The organism is Lishizhenia sp. (genome assembly GCF_057456495.1).
On sequence record NZ_JBVCPV010000013.1, the window covers coordinates 1 to 25517 of the forward strand.

18 protein-coding genes and 1 riboswitch are annotated in these 25517 nt (G+C 37.0%); of the genes, 10 read left to right on the forward strand and 8 right to left on the reverse strand.

What is annotated here, in order from left to right:
* Both AC22ZQ_RS01865 and AC22ZQ_RS01870 read left to right on the forward strand, forming a co-directional pair.
* Positions 1–354 (forward strand): Rossmann-fold NAD(P)-binding domain-containing protein (locus AC22ZQ_RS01865; RefSeq protein ID WP_486756232.1); only part of this gene is annotated, 354 nt, incomplete at its 5' end.
* A 114-nt stretch (positions 355–468) separates the two neighbouring features.
* On the forward strand, positions 469–2634 hold the full coding sequence (locus AC22ZQ_RS01870; RefSeq protein WP_318956874.1) for a PKD domain-containing protein: 2166 nt from the start codon (positions 469–471) through the stop codon (positions 2632–2634).
* 82 nt (positions 2635–2716) lie between these two features.
* Here AC22ZQ_RS01870 and AC22ZQ_RS01875 read toward each other — a convergent pair whose 3' ends face one another.
* A complete protein-coding gene (locus AC22ZQ_RS01875; RefSeq protein ID WP_318956875.1) occupies positions 2717–4717 on the reverse strand; it encodes a DUF8202 domain-containing protein in 2001 nt (666 codons plus the stop codon).
* A gap of 588 nt (positions 4718–5305) precedes the next feature.
* On the opposite strand from AC22ZQ_RS01875, the gene leuS reads away from it, so the two are divergent.
* Together leuS and AC22ZQ_RS01885 are read left to right on the forward strand one after the other, a co-directional pair.
* A complete protein-coding gene (gene leuS / locus AC22ZQ_RS01880; protein WP_318956876.1) occupies positions 5306–8119 on the forward strand; it encodes a leucine--tRNA ligase in 2814 nt (937 codons plus the stop codon).
* Entirely contained in the window at positions 8120–8980 is an 861-nt protein-coding gene (locus AC22ZQ_RS01885) for a glycerophosphodiester phosphodiesterase (protein ID WP_318956877.1), read from the forward strand.
* Here the strand turns inward: AC22ZQ_RS01885 and AC22ZQ_RS01890 are convergent.
* The gene (locus AC22ZQ_RS01890) at positions 8946–10508 is read right to left on the reverse strand and encodes an LTA synthase family protein (protein ID WP_318956878.1); all 1563 of its coding nucleotides are present in this window, start codon (positions 10506–10508) and stop codon (positions 8946–8948) included. The two genes, AC22ZQ_RS01885 and AC22ZQ_RS01890, sit on opposite strands and share 35 nt — an antisense overlap.
* Before the next feature lie 708 nt (positions 10509–11216).
* On the opposite strand from AC22ZQ_RS01890, the gene AC22ZQ_RS01895 reads away from it, so the two are divergent.
* The 3 genes from AC22ZQ_RS01895 (at position 11217) to AC22ZQ_RS01905 (ending at position 13391) form a co-directional block, all read left to right on the forward strand.
* Positions 11217–11900, forward strand: a complete 684-nt coding sequence (locus AC22ZQ_RS01895) for a YqaE/Pmp3 family membrane protein (RefSeq protein ID WP_318956879.1) — start codon at positions 11217–11219, stop codon at positions 11898–11900.
* Positions 11901–11958: 58 nt separating this feature from the next.
* Complete coding sequence (locus AC22ZQ_RS01900) at positions 11959–12210, forward strand: DUF2752 domain-containing protein (RefSeq protein ID WP_413468664.1); 252 nt, start codon at positions 11959–11961, stop codon at positions 12208–12210.
* Between the two features lie 122 nt (positions 12211–12332).
* Positions 12333–13391, forward strand: coding sequence for an AI-2E family transporter (locus tag AC22ZQ_RS01905; RefSeq protein WP_318956880.1), 1059 nt, complete (start codon positions 12333–12335; stop codon positions 13389–13391).
* A 59-nt stretch (positions 13392–13450) separates the two neighbouring features.
* On the opposite strand, the gene AC22ZQ_RS01910 is transcribed toward AC22ZQ_RS01905, so the two are convergent.
* From AC22ZQ_RS01910 to AC22ZQ_RS01925, 4 genes are all read right to left on the reverse strand, one after another.
* On the reverse strand, positions 13451–14656 hold the full coding sequence (locus tag AC22ZQ_RS01910) for a redoxin domain-containing protein (RefSeq protein ID WP_318956881.1): 1206 nt from the start codon (positions 14654–14656) through the stop codon (positions 13451–13453).
* Positions 14657–14973: 317 nt separating this feature from the next.
* Positions 14974–16080 carry a 2-iminoacetate synthase ThiH gene (gene thiH, locus AC22ZQ_RS01915; RefSeq protein ID WP_318956882.1) on the reverse strand — a complete coding sequence of 369 codons (1107 nt, stop codon included), beginning with the start codon at positions 16078–16080 and terminating at the stop codon, positions 14974–14976.
* Positions 16081–16098: 18 nt separating this feature from the next.
* Positions 16099–16860, reverse strand: a complete 762-nt coding sequence (locus AC22ZQ_RS01920) for a thiazole synthase (protein ID WP_318956883.1) — start codon at positions 16858–16860, stop codon at positions 16099–16101.
* On the reverse strand, positions 16857–17555 hold the full coding sequence (locus tag AC22ZQ_RS01925) for a thiamine phosphate synthase (protein ID WP_318956884.1): 699 nt from the start codon (positions 17553–17555) through the stop codon (positions 16857–16859). Before AC22ZQ_RS01925 ends, AC22ZQ_RS01920 begins: the two co-directional genes overlap by 4 nt.
* 64 nt (positions 17556–17619) lie before the next feature.
* Positions 17620–17725: riboswitch (TPP riboswitch) on the reverse strand.
* Positions 17726–17939: 214 nt separating this feature from the next.
* Between AC22ZQ_RS01925 and dusB the strand changes: the two genes are divergently transcribed.
* Positions 17940–18935, forward strand: coding sequence for a tRNA dihydrouridine synthase DusB (gene dusB / locus AC22ZQ_RS01930; RefSeq protein ID WP_318956885.1), 996 nt, complete (start codon positions 17940–17942; stop codon positions 18933–18935).
* A gap of 37 nt (positions 18936–18972) precedes the next feature.
* Here the strand turns inward: dusB and AC22ZQ_RS01935 are convergent, their stop codons facing one another.
* Together AC22ZQ_RS01935 and asnB are read right to left on the reverse strand one after the other, a co-directional pair.
* Entirely contained in the window at positions 18973–20685 is a 1713-nt protein-coding gene (locus AC22ZQ_RS01935; RefSeq protein ID WP_318956886.1) for an AIPR family protein, read from the reverse strand.
* 244 nt (positions 20686–20929) lie between these two features.
* Entirely contained in the window at positions 20930–22840 is a 1911-nt protein-coding gene (gene asnB / locus AC22ZQ_RS01940) for an asparagine synthase (glutamine-hydrolyzing) (RefSeq protein WP_318956887.1), read from the reverse strand.
* Between the two features lie 228 nt (positions 22841–23068).
* On the opposite strand from asnB, the gene lysS reads away from it, so the two are divergent.
* Both lysS and AC22ZQ_RS01950 read left to right on the forward strand, forming a co-directional pair.
* Positions 23069–24772 (forward strand): lysine--tRNA ligase, encoded by a 1704-nt coding sequence (gene lysS / locus AC22ZQ_RS01945; protein ID WP_413468665.1) that lies wholly within the window; start codon positions 23069–23071, stop codon positions 24770–24772.
* 350 nt (positions 24773–25122) lie between these two features.
* The gene (locus AC22ZQ_RS01950; protein WP_318956889.1) at positions 25123–25410 is read left to right on the forward strand and encodes a hypothetical protein; all 288 of its coding nucleotides are present in this window, start codon (positions 25123–25125) and stop codon (positions 25408–25410) included.
* Positions 25411–25517: the final 107 nt, after the last annotated feature.

Below are 25517 nucleotides of genomic sequence, written 5' to 3' on the forward strand. Positions count from 1 at the left end.
AGGCAACCTGCTAAATATTTTGCAGGTAGAACAGATGTAAAAGGAGGCTGGCATCCAACCAATTTTATTCATAAGGAAGACGCCGTTCATTTGATTTTTCATGTAATCATGTATGAATTATACGGTGAGATTATCAATGGGGTATGCAGCAGCCATGTGCTCAAAAGAGACTACTACCCTTATGCCTTAAAAGTTTTGGGAAAGCCTGGCGTTTCATTTGATGAAAGTGATAAAAGTTCAGGAAAAATTGTTTCCAATTATAAAAGTTTGCAGTTAGGGATGTGGTATAAATATGAAAATCCCATGCAGTTTCCTGAGCTATTACTGAGTAATAAATTTGAAGACAAACCTTAGAGTTGTATAACTCAATTCACTTTCAGCTTGTTAAGAGTGTAAAGCTTTGACATATTGTTTATTTTTAATCCAATTGAGGACAACTATAAACAATAATTTAACGTTCATTTAACCGTGAAGACTATCCTAATACTAATTTTCTTACTCTTTTCGAGTCTGAGTTTTGCATCGCACATTGTGGGAGGTGAAATTTACTATGACAATTTGGGAGGGAATCAGTATAGGGTAACCATAAAGCTTTACAGAGATTGTTTCTCCACTGGAGCTCAATACGACAATCCTTTACCCCTTACCATTTTTGATGGAAATGGAAATATTATTTCCACAGTTGATGTACCCTTTCCTGGGTCGCAAGTATTACCCTTACAGTTTACCAACCCGTGTATCAATCCTCCCAATAACGTTTGTGTAGAGGAAGCGATATACCAAACGATAATTACATTACCCAATAATACTTCGGGCTTTACTCTAAGTTACCAAAGATGTTGTAGAGGACCAAACGTTGTGAATTTGCTAGTGCCAGACGATACAGGACTTACATTAACTACTGATATTCCAGCCCCGAATCTTGGAGCGCTAACAAATAGTTCACCGCGATTTAACAATTTTCCTCCTTTGGTAGTGTGTAATAACGATGAGTTGATTTTTGATCATTCAGCGACGGATCCAGATGGAGACAGCTTAGTGTATGAACTTTGTACTCCTTTTCATGGAGGAACAAGTGCTATGCCTGTTGTAAATCCTGCTTCTGCACCGCCTTATACACCAGTGAATTGGAGTGGTGGTTTTTCGGCAGCTCAACCCTTTGGAGGAAATAGCCCCATCAATTTAGATCCCGCCAGTGGTTTGTTAACCGCAAGTCCACAAAATTTAGGCTTATATGCTGTTGGTGTGTGTGCGTATGAATATAGAAATGGGGTGCTCATAGGAGTGACACGTAGAGATTTTTTGTTCAAAGTAATCAATTGTGATATAACCTTAGAGTCCATCATTACCGAACAGGAAAATACACCCGGTTTTGTTTCCTTTTGTGATGGGTTGACTTTTACTTTCGATAATCAAAGTTACGGTGGTTCTAATTATCAGTGGGATTTTGGGGTGGCAGGTACAACTACAGATCAAAGTACAGGTTTTGAACCTACATTTACTTTTCCTGCAGAGGGGATGTACGAAGTAACACTAATCGTTAATCCAGGGTGGGCCTGTTCAGATACTACAGTAGAGACCTTTTATTTTTATGAAGAAATCACAAATGAGTTTGAACAACCTGACTCTATGTGTATTACAGGGAATTTATATGATTTTGAAGGGGAGGGACAATACTCTGGTGTAGGGACGCAGTATTTATGGACCTTTGACGGTCATGCAAATGTAGATTCTGTGGAAACAGAAGATGTGTTCGGAGTAGTTTTTGATACGAGTGGATTCATTCCTATTACGTATTCAATTGAGGAAAATGGATGTACAGCAAGTTATACCGATTCTGTATTCATATTTATGGAACCTACCATAAACTTCTATATAGATCCTGCATTGCATTGTGCACCGGCACAAGTCATTTTTTATGATAGTTCAGCTGCAGATGCACCCATAGAGTATTTCTGGACTTTTGGAGATGGTGAAAGTTCAACGCATCAAAATCCCATTCATACTTATGACAACCCTGGACTCTATGATGTGAGTTTGAATATTAAAGTTACCGAAGGATGTACCGTAGATACCACCCTTACCAAATTAGCCTATATTGACGTTAAGCCTTCACCAAATTCATCGTTTTTCGTTACTCCAACGGTTACAGATATTTTTCATAATACCTTTACTTTCGAAGATTTAAGTCACCAAGGAGTAGAGCATTATTACTATTTCAATGATAGTGTGTTTACGACGAATAGATTTACCACGCATATCTATCATGAGGGTGGGTATCACAGGCCTTATCAATTGTTAATCAACGAATGGGGATGTAGGGATTCCAGTTTTGTGTCGGTTTATATTCAACCCCTTACAACGCTTTATGCACCCAATACTTTCACGCCAAATGCAAGTGGGGTAAATGATGTATTCAAGATTGTAGTGTATGATATTTCTGAATTTTCTTTACAGATTTATAATCGCTGGGGAGAATTAGTACATGAATCTTTTGATCAGAACACAGGTTGGGATGGCAGAAATTTACAAGGTAATATGGTGAAGGATGGAACTTTTACTTGGAAAGCAAGATTCACTAACTCTGATGGTGTTCGAGAAGAGCGCTTAGGTCATATTACCGTGCTCAAGTAGCTTGATTAGGTTTTGACACTCACCTTTTAGATTATCGATTGAGTATTCGTGACCAGCATTATTTTCCCTAAATGATTCACCTTTATCTTTTGATGAATTTATAACTTTCCCCATTAATGACGACAAAGTACATGCCTTTTTGGAGGGCGCTAATATCGAGGAGAAGTGTATGGTTGTTTTTGGGTTGAAAGCTTATGTTTTTCTCATTTATTCCCTGTGCATTTAATAGGGAAATTTGTTTGTTCTGAATGTCTGGTGATGTTATACTGATGAAGTTTTTCGCAGGGTTCGGATAGAGCTCTACAGTTTCTTCATTTTGAATTACATCTACTGAAGAAATTTCAAGAGGCGTTCGTTCTCCGTCTAGTGAGCTTTGCGAAAGTCTGTAATAATAAATACCCGGTGCTGAATTATCATCTGTGTAAGAATAGTACTGTGGATTAAAGTTGTTTCCGGCACTTGGGATTTTTGCAATTAACTCCCAGTTCTCTGAATCCGTTGATTTCTCAATGATGAAATGATCATTGTTCACCTCGGTTAATGTTTCCCAGTCTAACTGTATGTGTTGTTGATTAGCATTGTATGTTGTTTCAAAGTAGTTCAAACTCACCGCTAAAGGTGTCCCAACCCCGATGGAACCTACGGTAATGAATTTGGTAGAATTAGTGGGAAGAATACTGTCGTGTATATTAGCAATCGTCAGCATATTTCCATTCAACGCGAAGCTAATTCCACTCGCAGTAGAATAACTCTGGGCATTTGTAAAATCCCCATCGTCGTCTATTAGTAATCGAAGATCAGATAAAGTTACTCCACTGTTAATAGCGTAGTTAGCAAGTTCTAAATCCATACTAAAACTACCGGCAAAATTAGTGTTCTCTATTTTCCATTCTCTTTCTACTCTACTGTTGATAGAGCTAGGTTTTTCCATCATAGAATTTGTAGTGGCATAAGTTGCAGCTTGATTGTTTCCGCTAACGATATACTGAATGTTACTTGGGTTTGAGTTCGGTGTAAATGATGTTCCATTGGAAGAATTATTAGCGGCCAGCTGACCAATGTAAATTCGAAAGTCATCATTTGCCGTGTGAGATTGTTTTTGGTAAATACTCATATTCTCATCTACACCAATACCAATTACGTCATTGTAGTAATTGGCATCATATACACTATATAGATTTGTGCCATCAGAAGCTATGTAATTGAGGAGGGGAAGACCGGTATTGTATCCCGTATTATCTAAGGTAATAGCATATTTTAATGCCAAGTAACTTTCAATGGCTCTAGATTCCGTTGCGGAAAGTATTTTTTCAATTCCGATTACCTCCATGATTTTTCCTTGAAATGCGCGAATGTTATTGTTGGATAATCCACTGTTTTTACTTTGTCTTCCAATAGTAAATGGTCCTTTGGAGGCAGCGTTGGCATTTTGAACAGCAATGGCTTGAGAATTTAAATTAGGTAAAGAGATAGGAGCGGCGTCGCTGGCTAAAAATTCACCTTGATAGAAAAGGCGTTGCTCCACCCCAAATTCAATTTCATATTTTATGATAACTGCTTCGGTTCCAAAGTTATGGTTTAATCCACTTACTGCTCCTCCATTTCCTGCTGCAGTTGATGAATAGTGAATAGATGTACCCGAAGAATGTGTAAGTCCATAACCTTTATTGGCATAACTCCCAAAATCGAATACAAATGCTTCTGGTTTATTGCTTTGTTCAGGTTCTACAACTACAAAATAGGTGATGCCGTTGTTTTGACTAAAGGGATAGTTATCCCCTAAATCCAACTTGTCATTTACACCATCAAACTCAATACAAGGGTTGTAATTCACATCGGTTGCCGCTGAACTTAAATAAATAGGATTTGGATTACTCGTTAGTGAGAATAAACCTTCGGCATCCCAATGATTCATAGAATTGTCACTCCAAGATAATACAGAACTGTTATTGAAAGCTGTAAGACCAAACCAAGTGTAAACATTCTCATTAGCCCTGAACCATGTTTGACAGCTCGGCATGTAGTTCTGAGAAAAACTTGTAGCTCCTATTAGCAGTATGAGTAGCAGTGTTAATTGTTTCATTTTCATCGGTTCAAAGCATTCGTCTTTATGAACTTTAATGTGTTTTTTACCGGTAGTTGTTGAAAATGTAGGTTCCTTTTATTGGTTTCTGTTTTGTAGTTTTTTTTATTGTGTTGTACAAGCCAATTGTTCTTATTTTCAATGATATATGTTTAAATACCTTAATTAGTGATTGATCTTTAACAGGGGTAAAACCCTTGTTTGATAAAGGGGTATTTCGTCCCTTCGTCACATTTGTAGTAGTATTTCGTCACTAAATCACAGCGTTTCGTCACTGTAATGATACGAGATTTACATTGAATGACAAAATAAAATAGTTCAAAGTTGGATTGTTTTCGATGATCAAGCTCCTGTCTTTACTAGAAAGTGTAGTTAAAACGTTTTACACACTTTGTTAATTGGCATTGAAAGTTGATGAAAAGGGGAGATTTCTCCTTTGTGTTTTAAATCTTCGCAATTAGTAATGAAGAATTAGGCGGCAAATGTATCCTACAACAAATAGAAATACAGCGACGACTAGTGCTTATATTTTAGTACTTCTTCATTTTAATATTTATTTTTGTAGCCTTAAAATTCAGACGCATAGAGATGGAGTATAATTTTCAGGAGATAGAACAAAAATGGAGAAAGTTTTGGGCAGAAAACAAAACTTTCAAAACAGAGGAAAACAAGGATAAAAAGAAGTTTTACGGTCTAGACATGTTCCCTTACCCTTCTGGGGCAGGATTACATGTTGGTCACCCTCTGGGATACATTGCTTCTGATATTTTTTCTCGTTACAAGCGTTTGCAGGGGTATAATGTTTTACACCCTATGGGCTATGATTCTTTTGGATTACCGGCAGAGCAGTATGCTATTCAAACGGGTCAACACCCTGCAATTACCACAGAAGCTAATTTGAAGCGTTACCGTGAGCAGTTAGATAAAATTGGGTTTTCTTTTGACTGGGATAGAGAAGTGAGAACTTCGGATCCTTCCTATTACAAATGGACGCAATGGATTTTTAAACAATTGTTTAATGCATACTATGATTATGATGCGGATAAAGCAGTAGTCATTGATGCGTTGATTGCAAAGTTCGAGAAGGAAGGAAACACAACAGTTAATGCAGAGCACAACTGTGAAATCGAATTCACTGCTGAAGAGTGGAAAGCGTTCGATGATAAACAGCAGAGCGATATTTTGATGGATTACCGTTTGACTTACTTGGCGGATAGCTGGGTAAATTGGTGTCCGGCTTTAGGTACTGTTTTAGCCAACGATGAAATCGTAAATGGAGTTTCAGAAAGAGGTGGTCATCCCGTAGAGCAAAAGTTAATGCGTCAATGGTCTATGCGTATTAAAGCATATGCTGAGCGTTTATTAACAGGGTTGGAGAAAGTAGATTGGACAGATTCAATCAAAGATATTCAACGTAACTGGATAGGTAAAAGTACAGGTGCTTCGGTTCGTTTTGCCTTAGAAAACAGTGAGGAGAATATCGAAGTGTTTACAACACGTCCAGATACAATTTACGGAGTTTCATTCATGGTATTGGCTCCAGAGCACGATTTAGTAGCTCAAATCACAACAGAAGAATATAAAGAAAAAGTTGAGGCATACCAAAAGGCGGCTGGTTTAAAATCAGAGCGCGATAGGATGTCTGAGACGAAGAATATTAGTGGTCAGTTCACCGGAGCTTACGCGATTCATCCTTTCTCTGGAGAAAAAATTCCAGTATGGATAGGAGATTACGTATTGGCTTCTTACGGAACAGGTGCTGTAATGGCGGTTCCTTGTGGAGACCAAAGAGATTACGACTTTGCAAAGCACTTCAATATAGAAATTAAAAACATTTTTGCGGATGTTGATATTTCTGAAGGAGCTTACGCTGAAAAATCAGGTACAATCGCAAACTCGGATTTCTTATCTGGTTTAGAAGTGAAAGAAGCGATGGCTAAAGCAATAGCGGCCATTGAAGAAAAAGGATTAGGTAAAGCAAAAGTGAATTACAGGTTGAGAGATGCTGTATTCTCAAGACAACGTTACTGGGGAGAACCTTTCCCTGTTTACTATCAGAATGGAATTCCTAAAATGATAGAGGATGAGTTTTTGCCGATTACACTTCCAGAAGTAGATAAATATTTACCTACAGAAGATGGTGAGCCGCCATTAGGAAATGCAAAAACGTGGAGCTGGTGTACAAACAAAAACATTTTGAAGGATAATGAAAAGCAAAATGGTACGTGTACTTGGCCAATGGAATTGAACACTATGCCAGGTTGGGCGGGTAGTTCTTGGTACTTCTTGCGTTACATGGATCCTAAAAATGAAAACGAGTTTGTAGCCAAAGATAAAGTAGAGTACTGGCAGAATGTAGATTTATACATTGGTGGTGCCGAGCACGCAACAGGACACTTGTTATATGCACGTTTCTGGTGCAAATTCTTGCATGATTTAGGATTTGTTCCTTTTGATGAGCCTTTCCAAAAAATGATTAACCAAGGTATGATCTTGGGTAGAAGTAGTTTTGTTTACCGTATCAAGGATACAAATACTTTTGTGACCTTCGGAAAGCGTAAAGAGCACCAAACAACTAGAATTCATGTTGACATCAACATTGTTGACAATGATAAATTAGACCAAGAAGCATTTAAAAATTGGAGACCAGAATTTGCAGATGCTGAGTTCATTTTAGAAGATGATGGTTCTTACGTGTGTGGTCACGAAGTTGAAAAGATGTCAAAATCTAAATTCAACGTACAAAACCCAGACGATTTGGTAGAGAAGTACGGAGCAGATACTTTGCGTATGTACGAAATGTTCTTAGGACCAATCGACCAGGCAAAACCATGGGATACAAAAGGAATTAACGGAGTACATAACTTCTTAAGAAAGTTTTGGCGTTTGTTCCACGATGCAGATAATAATGTAGCTATCTCAGAGGGAGAAGCGGACAAAAAAGCATTGAAAACTTTACACAAGACCATTAAAAAGATTCACGAAGATTTGGAGCGTTTCTCTTTCAATACAGGAGTTTCTGCCTTTATGATTGCCGTGAATGAATTGACAGAGTTGAAGTGTAACAACAAAGAGATTTTAGAAGGTTTAACCATTTTGTTATCTCCTTATGCACCTCACATTGCTGAAGAACTTTGGACGAAATTAGGTCACGAAGCAGGAACGATTAGTTATGCGGCTTTCCCTGAATTCAAAGAAGAATATTTGGTAGAAGATGCCTTTGCTTACCCCGTAAGTTTCAATGGTAAGATGAGGTTTAAAGCTGAATTACCTACTTCTATGTCGAAAGAAGACGTGGAAAAAGAGGTGTTGGCTATGGAACAATCTCAAAAATATTTAGACGGTAAGTCGCCGAAAAAGGTAATTGTTGTTCCAGGAAGAATAGTTAATATAGTAGTGTAAATGAAAGCACTACAAATCACATGTATAATTTTCCTTTTGTTGGGGTCTTCTTGTAAAGACCCCGCTAAGGGAGATGAAAATGTGAAGTATATTGCCACCAATCTTGTTTTAGGTCATAGAGGAGGTGGTGCTCATGTAGAAGAGGGTAAGATTGAAAATACCTTAGCTTCTATTCGCAATGGCCTAAATCAACTTGACGGATGCGAAATTGACATTCAAATGAGTGAAGATGGAACCATATGGGTCTACCACGATGCCTTACTCAGTTATTTTTGCGATAGTCTAGCACATCAAATCTGTGTACCAAAAAGCAAGGATGTATATCTGCACGAGTTAAGACAATGTAGAGAAGGTATAGAAGATAGTCTGTGTACGCTAGAGGAGGTCTTTCAACTCTTGTCCCAGAGTGAGTACAGGGATAAAACGCTTTCCTTGGATATTAAGGGGTATTTTGCTGAAGCTTGTTTTGAAGGGTCAAGTGCCAATGAAGCCTACTTTGACGATATGGCTAAACACCTAGATTTCCTTTTTGAAAAATATAATATCACCCATCAACTTATTCTAGAAACTGATTACACCTATATATTGGAGCAGGTGAAAGAAGACCATCCCCAAGTGAGATGTCATTTATTGGCCTATTCAAATTTTCAAGAAAAATTGGATAAAGCAACAGAGAAGGGATTGGATGGAGTGTCTTGTAGTTTAGCAGATACAAGTTTGAATTTTAGTTTACTACAAAAGGCAAGAAAGCAGGGTATGGAAGTGCAGTTGTGGACAATTGCAGATTCTAGTGCTTTGATGAAAGCGAAGGCGTTAGAGCCTTTTGCTATTCAAGTTGACCATCCTCATTTAGTGAAATAATAGCTTGCAAAGGATATATTTTCTCTTGCTCTATCGTATAACTATTCAATAATTCATATTCAGATAAAAGCGCTTGGTAGCTATGTTTTATCTCTTGATTTTCAACTTCTTCTAATTCAAAATCACCATGGATATGGTAGAGTTTATCGTGCATGAGTAGGTAGTCTTTCCAACATACACCATAAAGGTCTCCTTTAAATGTTCCCAAATAAATAGGTTCTGAAGCACTGCATTTTTGAGAAAACTTCATGCCTGCTCCAAGCCAATTAACCATCAGGTTTTTTTTGTTGAAATCTTTGTCTATTAACTCCATCAAACTCTGTGGTATATCCCAATGCGAAATAATTTCATGAAAGGTCTTGACTTCTTTTTGCAAAGGGGAAAACACAATTAATGGGACGTTGTATAATCCGAGTACATCGGTATTGTTAAGGTTTAATACGGCATGATCACCCATTAAAATGAATACGGTGTTCTTGTAATCCTCACGTTTTTTATAGTCTTCAAAAAATGCTCTTAGTGCATCATCCGTATAACATAGAGAAGAAAGTACGTCTTTATTATATTCAACAAAACCAGAGCCGAGGTGCTCGAATTGAGTTTTGGTGCGTTCTATATAATGTGCTTTGTTTGGAATATCGAAGGGTGAATGGAGACTCAAGGTTAACCACAGATTGAAATAAGGCTGAGTATTTGTATTTTCATCCATGAACCTAAAGTACGATTGAGCCACCTTCTTATCATGCAAACCCCAAGAGAATTTCTCGGGTGTATTGTTTCCCTTGAGTTGATAATTCTTCTCCATGTATCCAAGGTCTACAATGTTTGAGAAATTCAATTTTTTAAGGAACCTTAGGTAACTATCGAAATAAGCATCTCCGCCATAAAAGAAATTGAAGTTGTAATTCCTTTTTTGTAATAAATGGGGAAGCGAAAGAAATAAGGGGTAATTCTTTAAATTAAGAAAACCGCGCTCGTATCCGTGAGGTAACCCTCCTAAAGTTGCAGCAAAAACGCCATGAGTTCGGTCTGTAATGCTTAACATGTTGGGCCAGTATAAACTTTTCTTAGCTAAGGAGTCTAAAAAAGGTGTTCCTCCTCTGTACTTCGAAGAATCTCCTATAAATTCGGATGACATACCTTCGAGGTAAATCATAACAATGTTCATAGAGTCTGTTCTGTGAATGTAGGGTTTCCATACATCATTCCTATTTGTATCCAATTTCTTGCAAAATGGAAAAGCTAGAAAAGATGAGGTTGTTTCCTGTTCAGTGTGTTCCCTATAATTCTTTATTAATGTGATGTAGTCAACGTTCGCTTGATCGTTCTTAGAGTAATGCTCTATTACACTGCTCAAAAAGTGTGTAATTTTTGAACTGTGAAGTTTTGTTTCGTAATAACTGTATTTACTGTTGTGGTGTGGGTTAACATCCATGCGAAAGATGAACAGTGCAGAAAGTATGATAAAGAAAGCCAAAGGGAAGTAATGATTTAACTTTTCTTTCTTCGAGATACTTTTAAAACTCACAACGTAAATAACTCCCGCTATTATTCCTGTTAGATAGGTAAGGCTTGACAGGCTAAATAAAACAAATTGGTCTCCCGAAATGATCAACTTTATCTCCTCCCAACTGAAGCTAAATATCGAGATGTCCAGTAAATAATGTGAGCTTAAAAAGAATTTGGTAAAAAGTGTGTTGAGTAGTATGAGTAAACTTCCAAAAATCAGGTGGAAATTATTAAATATTTTGATCGATATTTTTTTTAAAAGCAGGGATAAAGGGAATATGCTTAATCCAATTACGCCAAATAGTATAAGGTCAAACTCTATGGCGTAGCTATAACTTCTTAAAATGTTGTGGTACGTGAAACCTCTGTTAATGAGAAATAAAAATTCTACAGTGCGCGCAAAAATAAAAGCAAGAGATAAAGGAAGGAAAATCTGAAAATAGGTCTTTGAAAATTTCAGTATGTAGTTTTTAAGGGTCTTGGGCACCATAAACTAGGTGAGTTTTTTTTGCATGTTACTAACGCACAAAAATAAGATTAATTGTAGATACTTCTAAGAGCGGAAAATTTTCCCTTGAAAGGAGGGTTCGGAAATTCAACGCTTTGATACAATAGCCTGAATATGTTTCTTTTGAATTGCATAGGAACGGAAATAAATCGAAAAAGTACAAATTCCCAAAAATTGGCACATTTTTAGTAAATTCCGATTTGAATTAAAACTATTATTATGAAAAGAACCACTTTAATCGCATTAGCAGCCATTGTTCTTGCGTCGTGCTCAACATCTAATGAAGTTGTTAATAACAACCGTATTCAAAAAAGAAAATACACCAAAGGATGGCACGTTAAAAAATCAACGAAGTTTAAAAGAACCAAAGGAACTCATGAAGAGGAATTGGTTGCGAAAACTGAAAACACACCTACAACTCAAGAAGATTTTGATTTCAAATTACCCGTGAAAGAGGTTGAGTTAACTACGGATAAAACAGAAAATATAGCGTTAGAAAATTCTGAAATGACGCCAGTTGCTGAAACAAAAGTGGAAACAACAACTCCCGTTAATAACCGTGAAAAGAAACAGGTAAATGAGAAGATCAAGCCAAGCTTAAAAGACAAGTTAATTGCAAAAGCTGCTGTAAATAAAATCGAAAAAGCCTTAGCAGATAAGGATCTTCCGAAAGATGTTGCTGCCATGGATGTCAGTCAAAATAAAGAGGAGGCTAGCTCTTCTTTCACAGATGATACAGAATTGATCTTATTATATGTTTTAGCTGTATTAATTCCATTTTTAGCGGTAGGGATTGTTACGAACTGGGACATCGGTCAGGTTTTACTAAATCTTTTGCTTTGTATTTTATGTATGGTACCAGGTATCATTCACGCGATTATCGTCGTAAACAAAAATGCGTAATAGATTTATCAATTAATTAGAAAAAGGGATGTACAGAAAAATCAAGTTTGTTGTTTGGATGTGCATCCCTTTACTTTTGCTTTTTTTACCAGCCACGTATTTCGATGAGGGACAAAGTATATGTCCTTCCAAACTACTCTTCAATAAAGAATGCCCCGGTTGCGGAATAACACGTAGCGTTCAACACGCCATTCACTTAGATTTTCAAGCTTCTTGGGATTATAATAAACTCATCATAATTGTACTTCCCTTACTCCTTTTGTTTTGGCTTTACTATGCCAGGAAGTTTTATCAGTCTGCCTTCAAATAAAACCTTGTCGTTTTAAGTTTTAATTTCAATTTTTTCGTTGTAAAACTTAATGTAGACAATGCATTAATACCCAGAAAAGTCTACTTTTGCGAACCAATACTAAGAATTAAAACTCAGCTCAAATGAAAGATTTAAAAATGACCAACCGTTTGCTGTTAGTAATAGTAATCGCCTTGTGTTTTTATCTACTGAAAGTTTTGTCTTTCATTTTCGTTCCTTTGGTTTTCTCTATGTTCATTGCTTTGTTGTTTTTACCCTTAATGAGATGGTTGAGAAACAAAGGGATTCATAGAGTACTATCTATCGTAATTTCCTTGATTGTATTTGCAGGAGTAATTTACGCGGGAGTGGAAATTTTCGCTTTAGCATCACGAGAAATTAGAAATGCAGATCCAGAATTCTTTGCAAAGGCCAAAGAGAAAATAGCTTATTTAATTACTTCCGGACAAGAAATGCTAGGAATGGAAGTAAGCTCTAAAGAAGCTGCCTTGAAAGATGTAGCTGAGCAGTTCAATTTTGCAGGTAAATTGGGAGGTGCTTTTGGTGCTGTGTCTAATTTGCTTTCCATGACTTTAACAACCATTTTCTTTACGGTACTTTGGTTAGCAGAATCCATCAATGTTCAGAAGCTGCTACAGGATTTTGTAATCCGTAATGAGTTTACTTCGGTAAAGACTTTTATGAAAATAGAAAGTGAACTTATCACCTTTGTGAAAGTGAAATTCTTGGTGAGTTTGTTTACAGGTATTGGTTTTAGTTTAGCTTGTATAGCCTTTGATGTAAGTTTTCCAATTTTTTGGGGACTATTTGCTTTCCTCATCAACTTCGTACAAATGATAGGATCTATTATTTCGGTGGTTTGTTTAGCAATATTTGCTTTGGTAGAATTAGATCCAACAGGAACTTTACTTTTCTTTGTATTAGTAATAACAGGAGTACAAGCCTTGTTTGGAGGGATAATAGAACCTGTAATGATGGGGAAATCATTCTCTATAAACGTAATTGCAATTTTGGTGATGTTAATGTTCTGGGGCTTCATTTGGGGAATTCCAGGTATGATCATGTCTATCCCAATTACAGTATTCATCAAGATAATATTAGATGAATTTCCAAATACTAAAAAGATAGGAAGTTTACTTTCTGGCCCAGAGTTTAAGGCGCCCATTAAGTTGAAGAAATAAAAAAAGCCCCTCAACAGATTTGCTGCTGAGGGGCTTTTTTTGGTATTAACCTTTAATTCTTATTGGATAGAAACACGCTTGATTTTTGTTTCTCCCTTATGGATGGCAAAACCAGCCGCTATCAAATAGTCTTCAATTTCTTTTGCTGTCATTTTATATAGTTTACCTCTATCCATATCTTTATTTAAAAGCGTGTAATGTAAGTATTCGTCCTTCATCGTATAGACTTCACCACTTTTGTTTTCTAAGTGTTTTAAGAATACCGGGAATGGCGTATATAGGTAATACGTTCCCTCAACAACACTGTCTTTGTGAATTGCCGTTGTTGGTAACTGCTCTACAGAAAACTCATTTTGTACCGCAGTGTACTTTTCCCAATTTACTTGTACTCCTAAATTTTTCTCTAGGCCTTCTTTAATTTCTTGTAAGGCTGCTTTTTTGTCGGCAGAAGTCGAGTAATACACCAAATCGTATAAAGTTGAGTCTTGTACAAGATCATTAACATATACTTCAGATGGAAGCTCAAACAACACAGAAACGATCTGCGAAAGCGTAGCGCCGTGGAAGGTAACTTTGGCTGTGTCTCCTTTAAAAGAAGTTCTGTTGCCGTAATAGCGTTCTGCCAAAGAGGGTCTAAAAATATGTTGCTCATACACTGCAGGCATATTCTTATTATTCCCGTGTTCTAAAAAGTAAGCGGTGCGAATCAAAGGATCTTCTCCCGCTAAAAATCCTCGGTAGGGAAGCACACTTTCTTTTTCTTCACCCGTTGTTGCCGCTTGTTCTAACTTTCCTTTTTCCAAGATTTCAACCAATTCTTCTTTGTTTAAATGATGGGCCTGATGTATTATTTTACCTTGAGGGTCAATTACATAAACTTGAGGAATAGCTGATATTTTATAGTTTTTAAAGTCTTCTTTGCTCTCGTTTACTCCTATCCAAAAGTTGTAATCAGTATGGTTTACAAAGTTTTCCACCTTTGCCAATTTCTCTGTGCTTATGGCTAAAAACTGAACGTTTTGATCTTTAAACTCAGTATATAATTTGTCCATTTTAGGGAAAGACGCCACACATGGAGAACACCAAGTTGCCCAAAAATCTAACACTACATATTTTCCTTTTAACTGTTCCAAAGTAGGTACTACATTGTCCGCCTTATTAAAAATATGATCTACGTGTACTTCCGGTGCTGTTGCCCCTATTTCCAACTGTGCACTTGCATTGATAGCAAGGCAGATTCCTAAAATTCCTAGCAATTTTTTCATGGCTGCAAAGATGTTAAAAAAGTGGTTTTTGATAAGTAGAAAGGAGCTTGTAAAATTAGAATGACTTGTAAAGCTAAGGAGTTGGCAAACGGCCGGGCCATTCATTTTAGTCCCCAATAAATTCAGAAGTGTCACTAAACCTCAGGTCCACTTCCGTTGGTCGTACCCCTTTGGTTAAGTTCCACTACTTCATTTTTTGCGGCGCTGCCATTGCTGTCCCTGTTTGATTTTGCCCCAACAAGTAGCCTGCATTAATAGGAAATGATTAGACCAAAAAAAAGTGATACACCTTCATTGCGTATCACTTTTTAAGTTTGTTATTGTAGACTCAAGTCCCAATCTTTGAAAACAGGTTCGTAGCCTTGTTTTTTAATCACCTCTATAAAGGTTTCCGTAGATCTTTTATCGTCAATTTCAAATTGCTCCAAATTCACCTCAGGGTTAGCATAACCTCCTGGATCTGTTTTAGAATCAGCTGAAATACTGGTAACTCCGAGTTTTATAATGTTGTTTCTAAAAGTTTCGGATTCTCGGGTAGACATACTCAACTCTACCTCTTGGTTAAAGATTCTATACGCACAAATCAATTGTACCAATTCTCTATCTGTCATAACCGATTTCAATTCAATTCCACCGGCACAAGGGCGCAAACGTGGGAAAGAAATAGAGTATTTGGTCTTCCAATATGTACGCTCTAAATAGTCTAAATGTGAAGCACAGAAGAAAGTGTCTGTTCTCCAATCTTCCAAACCGAAAAGCACACCGAGTCCCATTTTATGAATTCCTGCTTTTCCTAACCTGTCGTGTGTATCTACACGGTAATCGAAGTTAGATTTTTTTCCTTTCGGGTGGTGAATTTTATAATCGTCTTTGTGGTAAGTTTCCTGGTAGACCAAAACAGTGTTTAAACCTGCAGCAATCAATTTTTCATAATCTTCTTGATCGAGCGGTTGCACTTCCATGGCAATATGAGAAAAGTAAGGTTTGATGAGTTCTATGGCATTTAAGAAATAATCAACTCCTACAGTTTTGTTAGCTTCTCCGGTAACAATCAAAATGTGATCGTAGCCCATAGATTTGATAATCTTAACCTCGGCTAAAATCTCCTCATCTGTAAGTGTTTTACGGTCGATTTTAACATCTAAACTAAATCCGCAGTAGGTACAAATGTTCTGACATTCATTGGATAAGTACATTGGAATGTACATCTGTATGGTCTTTCCAAAGCGCTCTTGGGTTAATTGCTGACTCAAGGCGGCCATTTGCTCTAAATAAGGAGCGGCTGCCGGAGAAATCAAGGCTTTGAAATCTTCCAAATCTCTTTTAGGGTTGCGCAAAGCACGTTCAACATCTGCGGCAGTTTTACCATAAATGCTGGCTTTGGTTTGGTCCCAATCTATTTTGTTTACTTCCTCTTTGAACATTTGACCTGGATTTTAAGATTAATCTTCTAAGAAACTTGTTAATGGACTACTCGCAACGGCTGTATTTTGAATACCACCCAATTTTGCTTCGTAGGCCATTCTTCCTGCTTCTACCGCTTGTTTAAAGGCAATCGCCATTTTCACAGGGTCTCCTGCAACAGCGATAGCTGTGTTTACCAATACAGCATCAGCACCTAATTCCATAGCTTCTGCTGCGTGAGAAGGAGCTCCCAAACCTGCATCAACAATTACCGGAACTCTCGATTGGTCTACGATAATTTCAATAAAATCACGCGTTCGTACCCCTTTATTAGAACCAATTGGCGCTCCCAGAGGCATAACCGCAGCTGTTCCTGCGTCCTCTAAATGTTTACACAAAACAGGGTCTGCATGAATGTAGGGCAAAACAATGAATCCTTTTTTAGCCAATTCTTCTGTAGCCTTCAAGGTTTCAATTGGGTCTGGCATTAAATACTTTGGGTCGGGGTGAATTTCTAATTTCACCAAGTTCGTTTCCAAAGCTTCTCTTGCCAATTCTGCCGCAAAAACAGCTTCTTTAGCGTTTCTTACCCCTGAAGTATTCGGTAATAAGTTGAATTGCGTATGGTTCAAATGACGTAAAATTCCGTCATTTTCATTTTGAACATCCACACGTTTTAAAGCAACCGTTACCAATTCAGAACCACTGGCCAATAAAGCTTCTTCCATTACGGCATTGCTACTAAATTTTCCAGTTCCCGTAAATAAACGCGATTGTATTTCTATGTCTCCTAATTTCATTTTCTTTCCGTTAATGGTGAAGTTTGCTTCACATTCTGTTCTACTAAATCTACAAATTTTTGAATGTGTGCCACATCAAATTTTTCATTGTGTATGCATCCAGAAATTGCAATACCGTAAACGCCAGTTTGCATGATTTGGGGAATGTCTTCCAATTCAATTCCTCCAATGGCGTAAACAGGTGTGTCTATGTTTTTCGCCTTCATGATCTGCAAGCAAGTATTATAACCTCTGCTTCCTAGAGAAGGACTTAATTTTTCTTTGTCTTTCGTGGTGGTAAAGGTGTAAGGACCTAAGCCTATGTAATCCAACAATTCTAAATTGTAGCTCAAGATATCTTCTATTGAATTGGCGGTAGCCCCTATGATTTTGTCTTCGCCTAAAAAGGTTCTTACTGTGCTGTGAGCTTCATCCTCTTTACCAACATGAGCGCCATCTACATTGTTTTTGATTGCAAAACTGTAGTGGTCGTTTACCGTAAGAACAACACCCAATGTCTTACACTTCTCTGCCAAATCGAAAAGCGTTTCTGTGAAGAAAGTTTTGTAATCTTGTTCGGGATGGCGCGCTTCGAAATGATTTTGCTTGATACGCAGTTGTATCCATTTAATACCTCCTTCAGACAAGCGATCTACCCAAGATAAATCTTGAAAATCTTCGTTGGGATGTGTAATGTATTGTATGCGCGGTAACATAATTTGCTCTTTACATTAGGAGTATTCTTCTAAAAAAGCACCGCAGCAAACTTGAGGGTCCTCAAGTACTGTTGAACTTTTTCCCTACGTCAGCCTTAACTGCCTCAGGTTCGAAGAGTATTTCTCAGAATTTTACTGAAACTCAGTAAAAGACACCCCTAAAAGTTTGATACAAAGTTAGGAGTTGTTTTGGAGATGGCAAAGCGTTGTGGGATGCAAATAGTTAAAGATGTAAGAATTTAATGTTTTGCGTAGATTGGCTAAGGAAAGAATCCCTGAAATCATGTTGAAATTCAGAAACTTGTCATTTAAAACACGCGTTTTCAATTCTTTTTCTTGGTTCCTAATAAAATCTGTAACTTTGCCCCCTCAAATACAAAGACTTTGGCAAAAATACGCGACATAGAATTAGGAGATTTCCCATTATTGTTGGCACCCATGGAGGACGTGAGTGATCCGCCCTTTAGAGCCTTGTGCAAGAAAAACGGAGCTGATTTAATGTACACAGAATTCATTTCCTCTGAAGGATTGATTCGTGATGCCGTTAAGAGTGTGAAGAAGCTGGATATTTTTGAATACGAACGTCCTGTTGGGATTCAGATATTTGGTTACGACATTGAAAGTATGAAGCGTGCTACAGAAATTACGGAGCAAACCAACCCTGATATCATTGATATTAACTACGGTTGTCCGGTAAAGAAAGTGGCGTGTAAAGGTGCAGGAGCAGGAATTTTGCAAGACATCCCCAAAATGGTTAGAATGACAGAGGAGATCGTGAAAACGACGAAGCTTCCTGTTACTGTAAAAACGCGTTTGGGTTGGGATGATAACTCTAAACACATTGTTGAAGTTGCAGAGCGTTTACAAGATGTAGGAATTGAAGCGATTTCTATTCACGGTAGAACGCGTAAGCAAATGTACAAGGGAGAAGCAGACTGGAGTTTGATTGCTGAAGTGAAAAATAACTCAAGAATGCACATTCCTGTATTTGGAAATGGAGATATAGATACGCCAGAAAAGGCAGTTGAATACAAAGATAGATACGGTGTTGATGGTATTATGATAGGTAGAGCAAGTATAGGATACCCTTGGATATTTAATGAAATAAAGCACTACCAGAAAACCGGACAACATTTGCCAAAACCTACCATTAAAGAACGTGTAGCCATAACACGTGAACACTTGGATATGAGTATCCAATGGAAGGGTGAAACTTTGGGAATAGCTGAAATGAAACGTCACTATACGAATTACTTCAAAGGAATTCCTCACTTTAAAGATTACCGTACTCGCTTGGTAACTTCTTTTAATTTGGATGAAATCAGAGCGATTTTAGATGAAGTTGAAGTGAAGTTTGCAGGGGTAGAAACCTTAGTATAATAAAATGAGGGCTTTTTTAACGAAGCCCTCATTTTATCTAATTAGCAACTACTTCAGCGAGATTCGATATTTTCTCGTCCAACTCTTCTTTAAATCTTGTGTTAATTAGTTTTCTAGCATCCGAAATTTCTTCATTTGATCTATAGTTTTTAAGTAGGTTTTCAAACAAATCAATTTTTTCTTTAATATTCCCATTCATTAAATATTCTAGGTAAAGAATGTAGAATATTTTTTGATCAGATACTTTATATATGTTCAAAGATTCATATATAGATTTGATTTCGAAATATTTCTTAACAAATTCAGGTGTTTTGGTTAAATCGAAATTTTCACTTTTAAAAATTTGAAAATAATATTTGTCAAATATTTGTTTCTTTTGGTTAGAGGCTTTTTCGGGAAAGCCTTGAATGGAAAACATAATTTGACCTAACTTTTCCATACTAATTTTGTATTTGTAATTTTTAGAAGGATTAATCCCTGTATCACCAGTTTTTCTGGCATATATTATATCTGCTGTATCTAGGAATTGCTCAATTTGTAATTGTTCTTCATTCAGAGATTTTAAATCTATGTTAGATATGGCATTTTGACTATTTGTAAATTGAGCTATTTTATTTCTTACTTTACTATCGTTAGCTGTTTTAAAAACACGCAATAACAATTGACATTGAGAAAGATACTTGGTAATATTTTCTTCATCCATTTGATTAAAATGATGAATGGTTCTTAATGATTGTCCTCCATTAACAATTTGAAAATCTTCTATTGTAATTTTAACTTTTTTATTAGCATTTGTATCCTCAGATTTAATATCTGTTGCCGTTATAGTTAAGCCATTATTGAAAAGGAAAAACTTTGTTGGCTCATCTTTTAATGTCTCAAGAATTCCATTATTGAATTTGGACTTAACTATTAACCCTCGAACATTATCGAATAGTAAGTTAAAGTCCATTTTTGTATTTGCTAATGGTGAAAAATCTTCCATTTTATAATCATCCCGGAGGCTTTTATCATTACAGGTAATCCTAATTAAGTCCGACGCTGTAATTCTGATTACATATGACTTAGAGGATGATAGACTGCTTTCTGAAAAAGGTAAAATTGAATCTTTATCAATATGCAGCGTAGAATTTATTGATTCAGGCCTTATAGACATAGATTCGGTAATGGAATCTAAACCGATTGCTATCGTTTCAAAATCATACAAATTTTTTAGTTGATTTATTTCCATAGAATCGACATTTAGCTCTTTGGATTCATTACTGATTACATATAATCTTAGTTTCCAAATTTCTCGGCCATTCAATTTTTCAATTACTCGTTTTGCAATTTTTTTAGTTTTTCCAGATAAAAGAGATAAATCACCAGCGACTATTGCATTGGTTAGTTTTGTGGATAGGAATGTTTCATTTAAATTTTGTTCCTTATTAGGATTATACTTTTCTCTAAATTTGAAATTGAAAAAATTTATGTAATTTTCTTCTTCATCTATGTGAATAGCATCGACACCATAATCCTCTTCTCCCTTGTTAAAAACGAATTGGTTAAATTCTTTATCTGTAATTAGGTTTACAATTTCTGAAATGTCTTTTATATTTAATACAGATTCTAACATTAAAAGATAAAATCCAATTCTATCTTTATGAATATCTGTTGGGGGCTCAATATTTTTATCAAGAACATGCTCTAGAATATCAAAGTAAGATCTACATTTTATATTCAATAATTTAAAGTCATTAATGTTTGCCATTTATCTGGTTTAAGGTTAAAATGAAATTTATCCTCTTTTTTATATCTTTAAAGAGAATAAGGGATAATAATAACAATAAAATATCAATTGTATCCAAAAAGGGATAGCAGCGGCACTTTTTAAGATAGAAAGACAAATGAAATTTAATAGAGAAGGGCGCCCACGGGTAGCCCTTTTGTATTTTAGTTGAATGTCTTTTTAGTTTGAAAACTATAGCGGAAAGCCCGGTGAAAAACTGCGTTTTTTATTTTGCCTCCATCCATTCATCGTACCACATTTGGAACATCAATAAATACCACATTTTAAAATCGAGTTCTTTTTTACCCGCGTAGAAATTGCGTTTTAGTTTTTCTATTGCGCTCCAATTGAAGAAGCCTTGTTGGGTAATTTTTTCTTCAGAGATAAAATGATTGACGTGCTCCTTTAATTCTTTCCACATCCATTCTGCAATGGGAATGGCAAAACCTTGCTTGGGTCTTTCCATCATTTCCCTAGGAATATGGTCGTGTACGATTTCTCTTAAAATGTGCTTTTTGACACCCTTGTGGTATTTAAAATCATCTGGTAATTGGGCCGCATATTCTGCTATTCTATGGTCTAACAAAGGTTCTCTTCCTTCTATGCTGGCAAACATGGTAGCTCTATCTACTTTTGTAAGTATGTCGTCTAACATATAAGTATTGAAGTCTATGGCTTGCATGTAGGCCAAGGGCGAGAAGTGTTCCTTTTTCAAGGCCTTGCTCGTATAAAGCGTGTCCAAAGTAGTCACTCTTTCTTTTAAAAGTTGTTGTACTTGGTCGTCTGTAAATTGCTGACTCAAACTTAGCATGATAGACTCCGCATCCGGGTTCTTCAATATCCCTTTCATCTTTTCATAACGGTTATGAAAGTTGTACTTGTGTTTAAGCACAGGGATGGCGTTGGAGGGAATAAGATCCATGATGTTGGCCATGGTTTTACCAGCAAAGCGGGGTAGCTTCTCCAATTTAGGAAGCATTTTCAAAAGGTAATCGTAGCGGTTGTAGCCTGCGAAAATTTCGTCACCTCCATCTGCACTTAAGGCTACCGTAACATGTTCGCTGGCCATTTTACTGACCAACATTGTAGGCAAAGCGCTACTGTCTGCAAAAGGCTCATCGTAATGATAGGGTAATTTGTGAATTAACTCCAAGGCTTCGTTGGCGGTGCATTGGAATTCGTAATGGTCTGTACCCAGATGGTTGGCAACTTCTTTGGCATAAGGAGCTTCGTTGAGGCCTATGTCAGGTACACCTATGGTGAAAGTTTTCAGCTGCTGACTATTGTTGGCTTGTAAAATCGAAGTCACCGCGGCCGAATCATAACCACCGCTCAAGAAAATTCCCACGGGAACATCGGCGCGCATTCTATATTGAAAAGAAGAGGTTAACAGCGCTTTTGTTTCCTCCTTCGCTTGTTTAAAGCTTATGTTTTTCTTGGGTTGATTGTAATAGTTGTAAATGTCCCAATACTTCTTTTGTTCTATTTTTTTTGTTGCTAAGTCGAGGTATAAATACTCACCTGCTCCTAATTTTCTTACCTTTTTAAAAATTGAATGAGGCGAAGGGATATTTCCATACTGCATAAAAGCAGCCAGTGCATTGGTGTCTATTTCCTTTTCAAATAGGGGGTGTTGGTGAAAAGCTTTCAGTTCTGAAGCAAGTAGCATGAGTCCATCTTTCTCATAAATGAAAAAGGGTTTTACTCCAGCTCTATCTCTGGCGGCAAAGATTTTATTTTGTTTTTCATCGAAGACTACAAAAGAAAACATTCCGATAAACTTCTCGAGACATTTTGCACCCCACTCTTCGTAAGCATGTAATAAGGTTTCGGTGTCAGAATGTGATCTAAAGCTATGGCCTAGTACTGTCAATTCTTTATTGATTTCCTCGAAATTATAAATCTCCCCGTTGAAAATCACTCGCAAATGTTGGTGCTGCATGGGTTGTTTTCCAGCCTCAGAAAGATCTAGAATGGACAATCTTTTATGTCCCAAACCCAGGCTGAAATTCCCTTTTTGAATGAGCTCAAAACCTTCTCCGTCCGGACCGCGATGGTGGAGGGTACGGGTCATGGCTTGAAGGGTGTTCAAGTCTGTTTTTTGAGAATAATCTATAAAAGCTGCGAAACCACACATATGAGGGTAAATATAGGGGATGGTGATGAAAATGTTAGGAATCGCATAGATTTTTCGCCGAAAATTGAAATTTCTACAGACTCCCAGCTTACAATCCGTTAAATTTCATCTGCTTTCCACATTTATCCAAGGAGATAGACTTCTCACTTCATTTTTATGACTTATCTTTGCAAATTGTTAAAAACGACTAATACATAATTGTATTTAAAAGATTATCAAATGAGTGTTATTGAACTTTCAGATCAAGAGATTCAGCGTAGAGAAACGTTGAATAAATTGAGGGATTTAGGGATCAACCCATATCCTGCAGCACTGTACCCTGTTACGCACAAATCTGCTCAGATTAAGGAAAACTATACTGAGGGAGAAAAGGTTGTAATTGCGGGTAGATTAATGCGTCGAAAGGTTCAAGGAAAGGCCTCTTTTGGTGAACTTCAAGATGCAGATGGAAGAATTCAAGTGTACTTTAACCGTGATGAAATTTGTCCGGGAGAAGATAAAAGCTTGTACAACGATGTGTTTAAGAAATTACTAGACCTTGGTGACTTCGTAGGAGTTGAAGGTGAGGTGTTTAAAACGCAAGTTGGTGAAACAACGGTTATGGTAAAGAACTTTACTTTGTTAAGTAAATCTTTAAAACCATTACCACTTCCAAAAACGGATGCAGATGGAAAGGTACACGATGCGTTTACAGATCCTGAATTGCGTTACCGTCAGCGTTACGTTGATTTAACGGTAAATCCACAAGTAAAAGAAATTTTCGTGAAGCGTACAAAGTTGTTTACGGCGATGCGTAATTTCTTTAACGATGCAGGATATATGGAGGTTGAAACTCCAGTTTTACAGTCTATCCCTGGTGGAGCGGCGGCAAGACCATTTATTACGCACCACAATGCATTGGATATTCCTTTGTACATGCGTATTGCCAATGAGTTGTACTTAAAGCGTTTGATTTGTGGTGGATTTGACGGGGTGTATGAGTTCTCTAAAAACTTCAGAAATGAAGGGATGGACAGAACACACAACCCAGAGTTTACAGCCATGGAAATCTACGTTTCTTACAAAGATTACAACTGGATGATGGATTTCACAGAGCGTTTATTAGAGCACTGTGCAATGGAAGTAAACGGAACAACAGAAGCTACATTTGGAGAGCATAAAATAGATTTCAAAGCGCCGTATAAGCGTGTTACTATGCGTCAGTCTATTATTGACTTTACAGGTTTCGACATCAAAGGTAAAACGGAAGATGAATTAAGAGAAGCGTGTAAATCAATGGGAATAGCTGTTGACGATACGATGGGTGTTGGTAAATTGATCGATGAGATTTTCGGAGAGAAATGTGAAGGAAACTACATCCAACCAACTTTCATTACAGACTACCCGAAAGAGATGTCGCCATTGTGTAAAGAACACAGAGAAGACCCAAGTCTTACAGAGCGTTTTGAGTTAATGGTTTGTGGTAAAGAAATTGCAAATGCTTACTCAGAGTTGAACGATCCTATCGATCAAAGAGAACGTTTCGAAGACCAAGTTCGTTTGGCACAAAAAGGAGATGACGAAGCAACAGAGCTTATCGATCAAGATTTCTTAAGAGCCTTGGAATACGGTATGCCACCAACATCTGGTTTAGGTATTGGTATGGACAGATTAATCATGTTCTTAACCAATAATCCAGCAATTCAGGAAGTATTGTTCTTCCCGCAAATGAGACCTGAGGTTTTTGGAGCAAAGAAAGGTCCTGAGTTGAATGAAAACGAAAAGTTGATTTTTGACTTACTTGCGAAACAGCAAAAAATGGACTTAAACGTATTGAAAGAACAAGCTGGTTTATCTAACAAGCAGTGGGATAAAGGAGTGAAAGGTTTGGCAAAACACGGTTTAACTAAAGTAACGAAGGAAGAAGATCAATTGACAATCGAATTGGTATAATCCTCAAGATAAAGAAGAGAAAGTCCGATGCCTTTGGTGTCGGACTTTTTTTATGGCTCATATTTTGGCAAACGGCCGGGCTAATCATTATAGTCCCCAAGAGCTCGTTTAAGTCGCAATATGTGCTACCCTCACTTCCTCCGGTCGTAATTGTAGCACTTTGCTTACTAAAAACAAGCTATTGGGGAGCTGCCATTTTTATCCCTGTTTGGGGTTGAAAAGATGCTGTTCTGTATGGGAATTGAAATCTTATAGTAAAACTAGAGAATAAGCTACCTGCGAGAATCCACATTTTTTTATTGGGGAAGTGGCTTTACTTTTACAAATAAGAAACCTAAAAAAACCTAATCATGAAAAAGCTAAACATTCTTATCATTACCATTTTTTCTTGCTTATTAGTTGGTTGTGGAACTACGCCAGAATTCAATAAAAGAAAATATACCAAGGGTAAATTCCGTATTCATCATAAACTAAAGAAATACAGAGCTTCCTCTGAATTGCAAGAAGAAAAGGAAGGCGCTGAAAAACAAATTCAAGAAAGTCAAAATCGCAAGAAAGAACAGCAAGATTCATTGCACGATCCAGGAAGGAACTTAGTTCTCCGGTTTCTGAAACATCCGAAAGTAAGGAGGAAGTAGAGCTTCCAAAGGAAATTTATACAGAGGAGGATGGAAAGATGAATATGTCTGAGGTTAGGGCAAATATAGCACTCATACTTACCACTATTTCGTTATTGTGCTTGTAT

What these genes read in the sequence shown, in the direction of transcription:
- AC22ZQ_RS01900 (WP_413468664.1), top strand. Translation starts at nt 11,959, where the DNA reads ATGTGCATCCCTTTACTTTTGCTTTTTTTACCAGCCACGTATTTCGAT.
- AC22ZQ_RS01905 (WP_318956880.1), top strand. Translation starts at nt 12,333, where the DNA reads ATGAAAGATTTAAAAATGACCAACCGTTTGCTGTTAGTAATAGTAATC.
- AC22ZQ_RS01935 (WP_318956886.1), bottom strand. Translation starts at nt 20,685, where the DNA reads ATGGCAAACATTAATGACTTTAAATTATTGAATATAAAATGTAGATCT.
- AC22ZQ_RS01875 (WP_318956875.1), bottom strand. Translation starts at nt 4,717, where the DNA reads ATGAAACAATTAACACTGCTACTCATACTGCTAATAGGAGCTACAAGT.
- AC22ZQ_RS01895 (WP_318956879.1), top strand. Translation starts at nt 11,217, where the DNA reads ATGAAAAGAACCACTTTAATCGCATTAGCAGCCATTGTTCTTGCGTCG.
- AC22ZQ_RS01950 (WP_318956889.1), top strand. Translation starts at nt 25,123, where the DNA reads ATGAAAAAGCTAAACATTCTTATCATTACCATTTTTTCTTGCTTATTA.
- AC22ZQ_RS01925 (WP_318956884.1), bottom strand. Translation starts at nt 17,555, where the DNA reads ATGTTACCGCGCATACAATACATTACACATCCCAACGAAGATTTTCAA.
- asnB (WP_318956887.1), bottom strand. Translation starts at nt 22,840, where the DNA reads ATGTGTGGTTTCGCAGCTTTTATAGATTATTCTCAAAAAACAGACTTG.
- leuS (WP_318956876.1), top strand. Translation starts at nt 5,306, where the DNA reads ATGGAGTATAATTTTCAGGAGATAGAACAAAAATGGAGAAAGTTTTGG.
- AC22ZQ_RS01910 (WP_318956881.1), bottom strand. Translation starts at nt 14,656, where the DNA reads ATGAAAAAATTGCTAGGAATTTTAGGAATCTGCCTTGCTATCAATGCA.
- AC22ZQ_RS01920 (WP_318956883.1), bottom strand. Translation starts at nt 16,860, where the DNA reads ATGAAATTAGGAGACATAGAAATACAATCGCGTTTATTTACGGGAACT.
- AC22ZQ_RS01885 (WP_318956877.1), top strand. Translation starts at nt 8,120, where the DNA reads ATGAAAGCACTACAAATCACATGTATAATTTTCCTTTTGTTGGGGTCT.
- thiH (WP_318956882.1), bottom strand. Translation starts at nt 16,080, where the DNA reads ATGTTCAAAGAGGAAGTAAACAAAATAGATTGGGACCAAACCAAAGCC.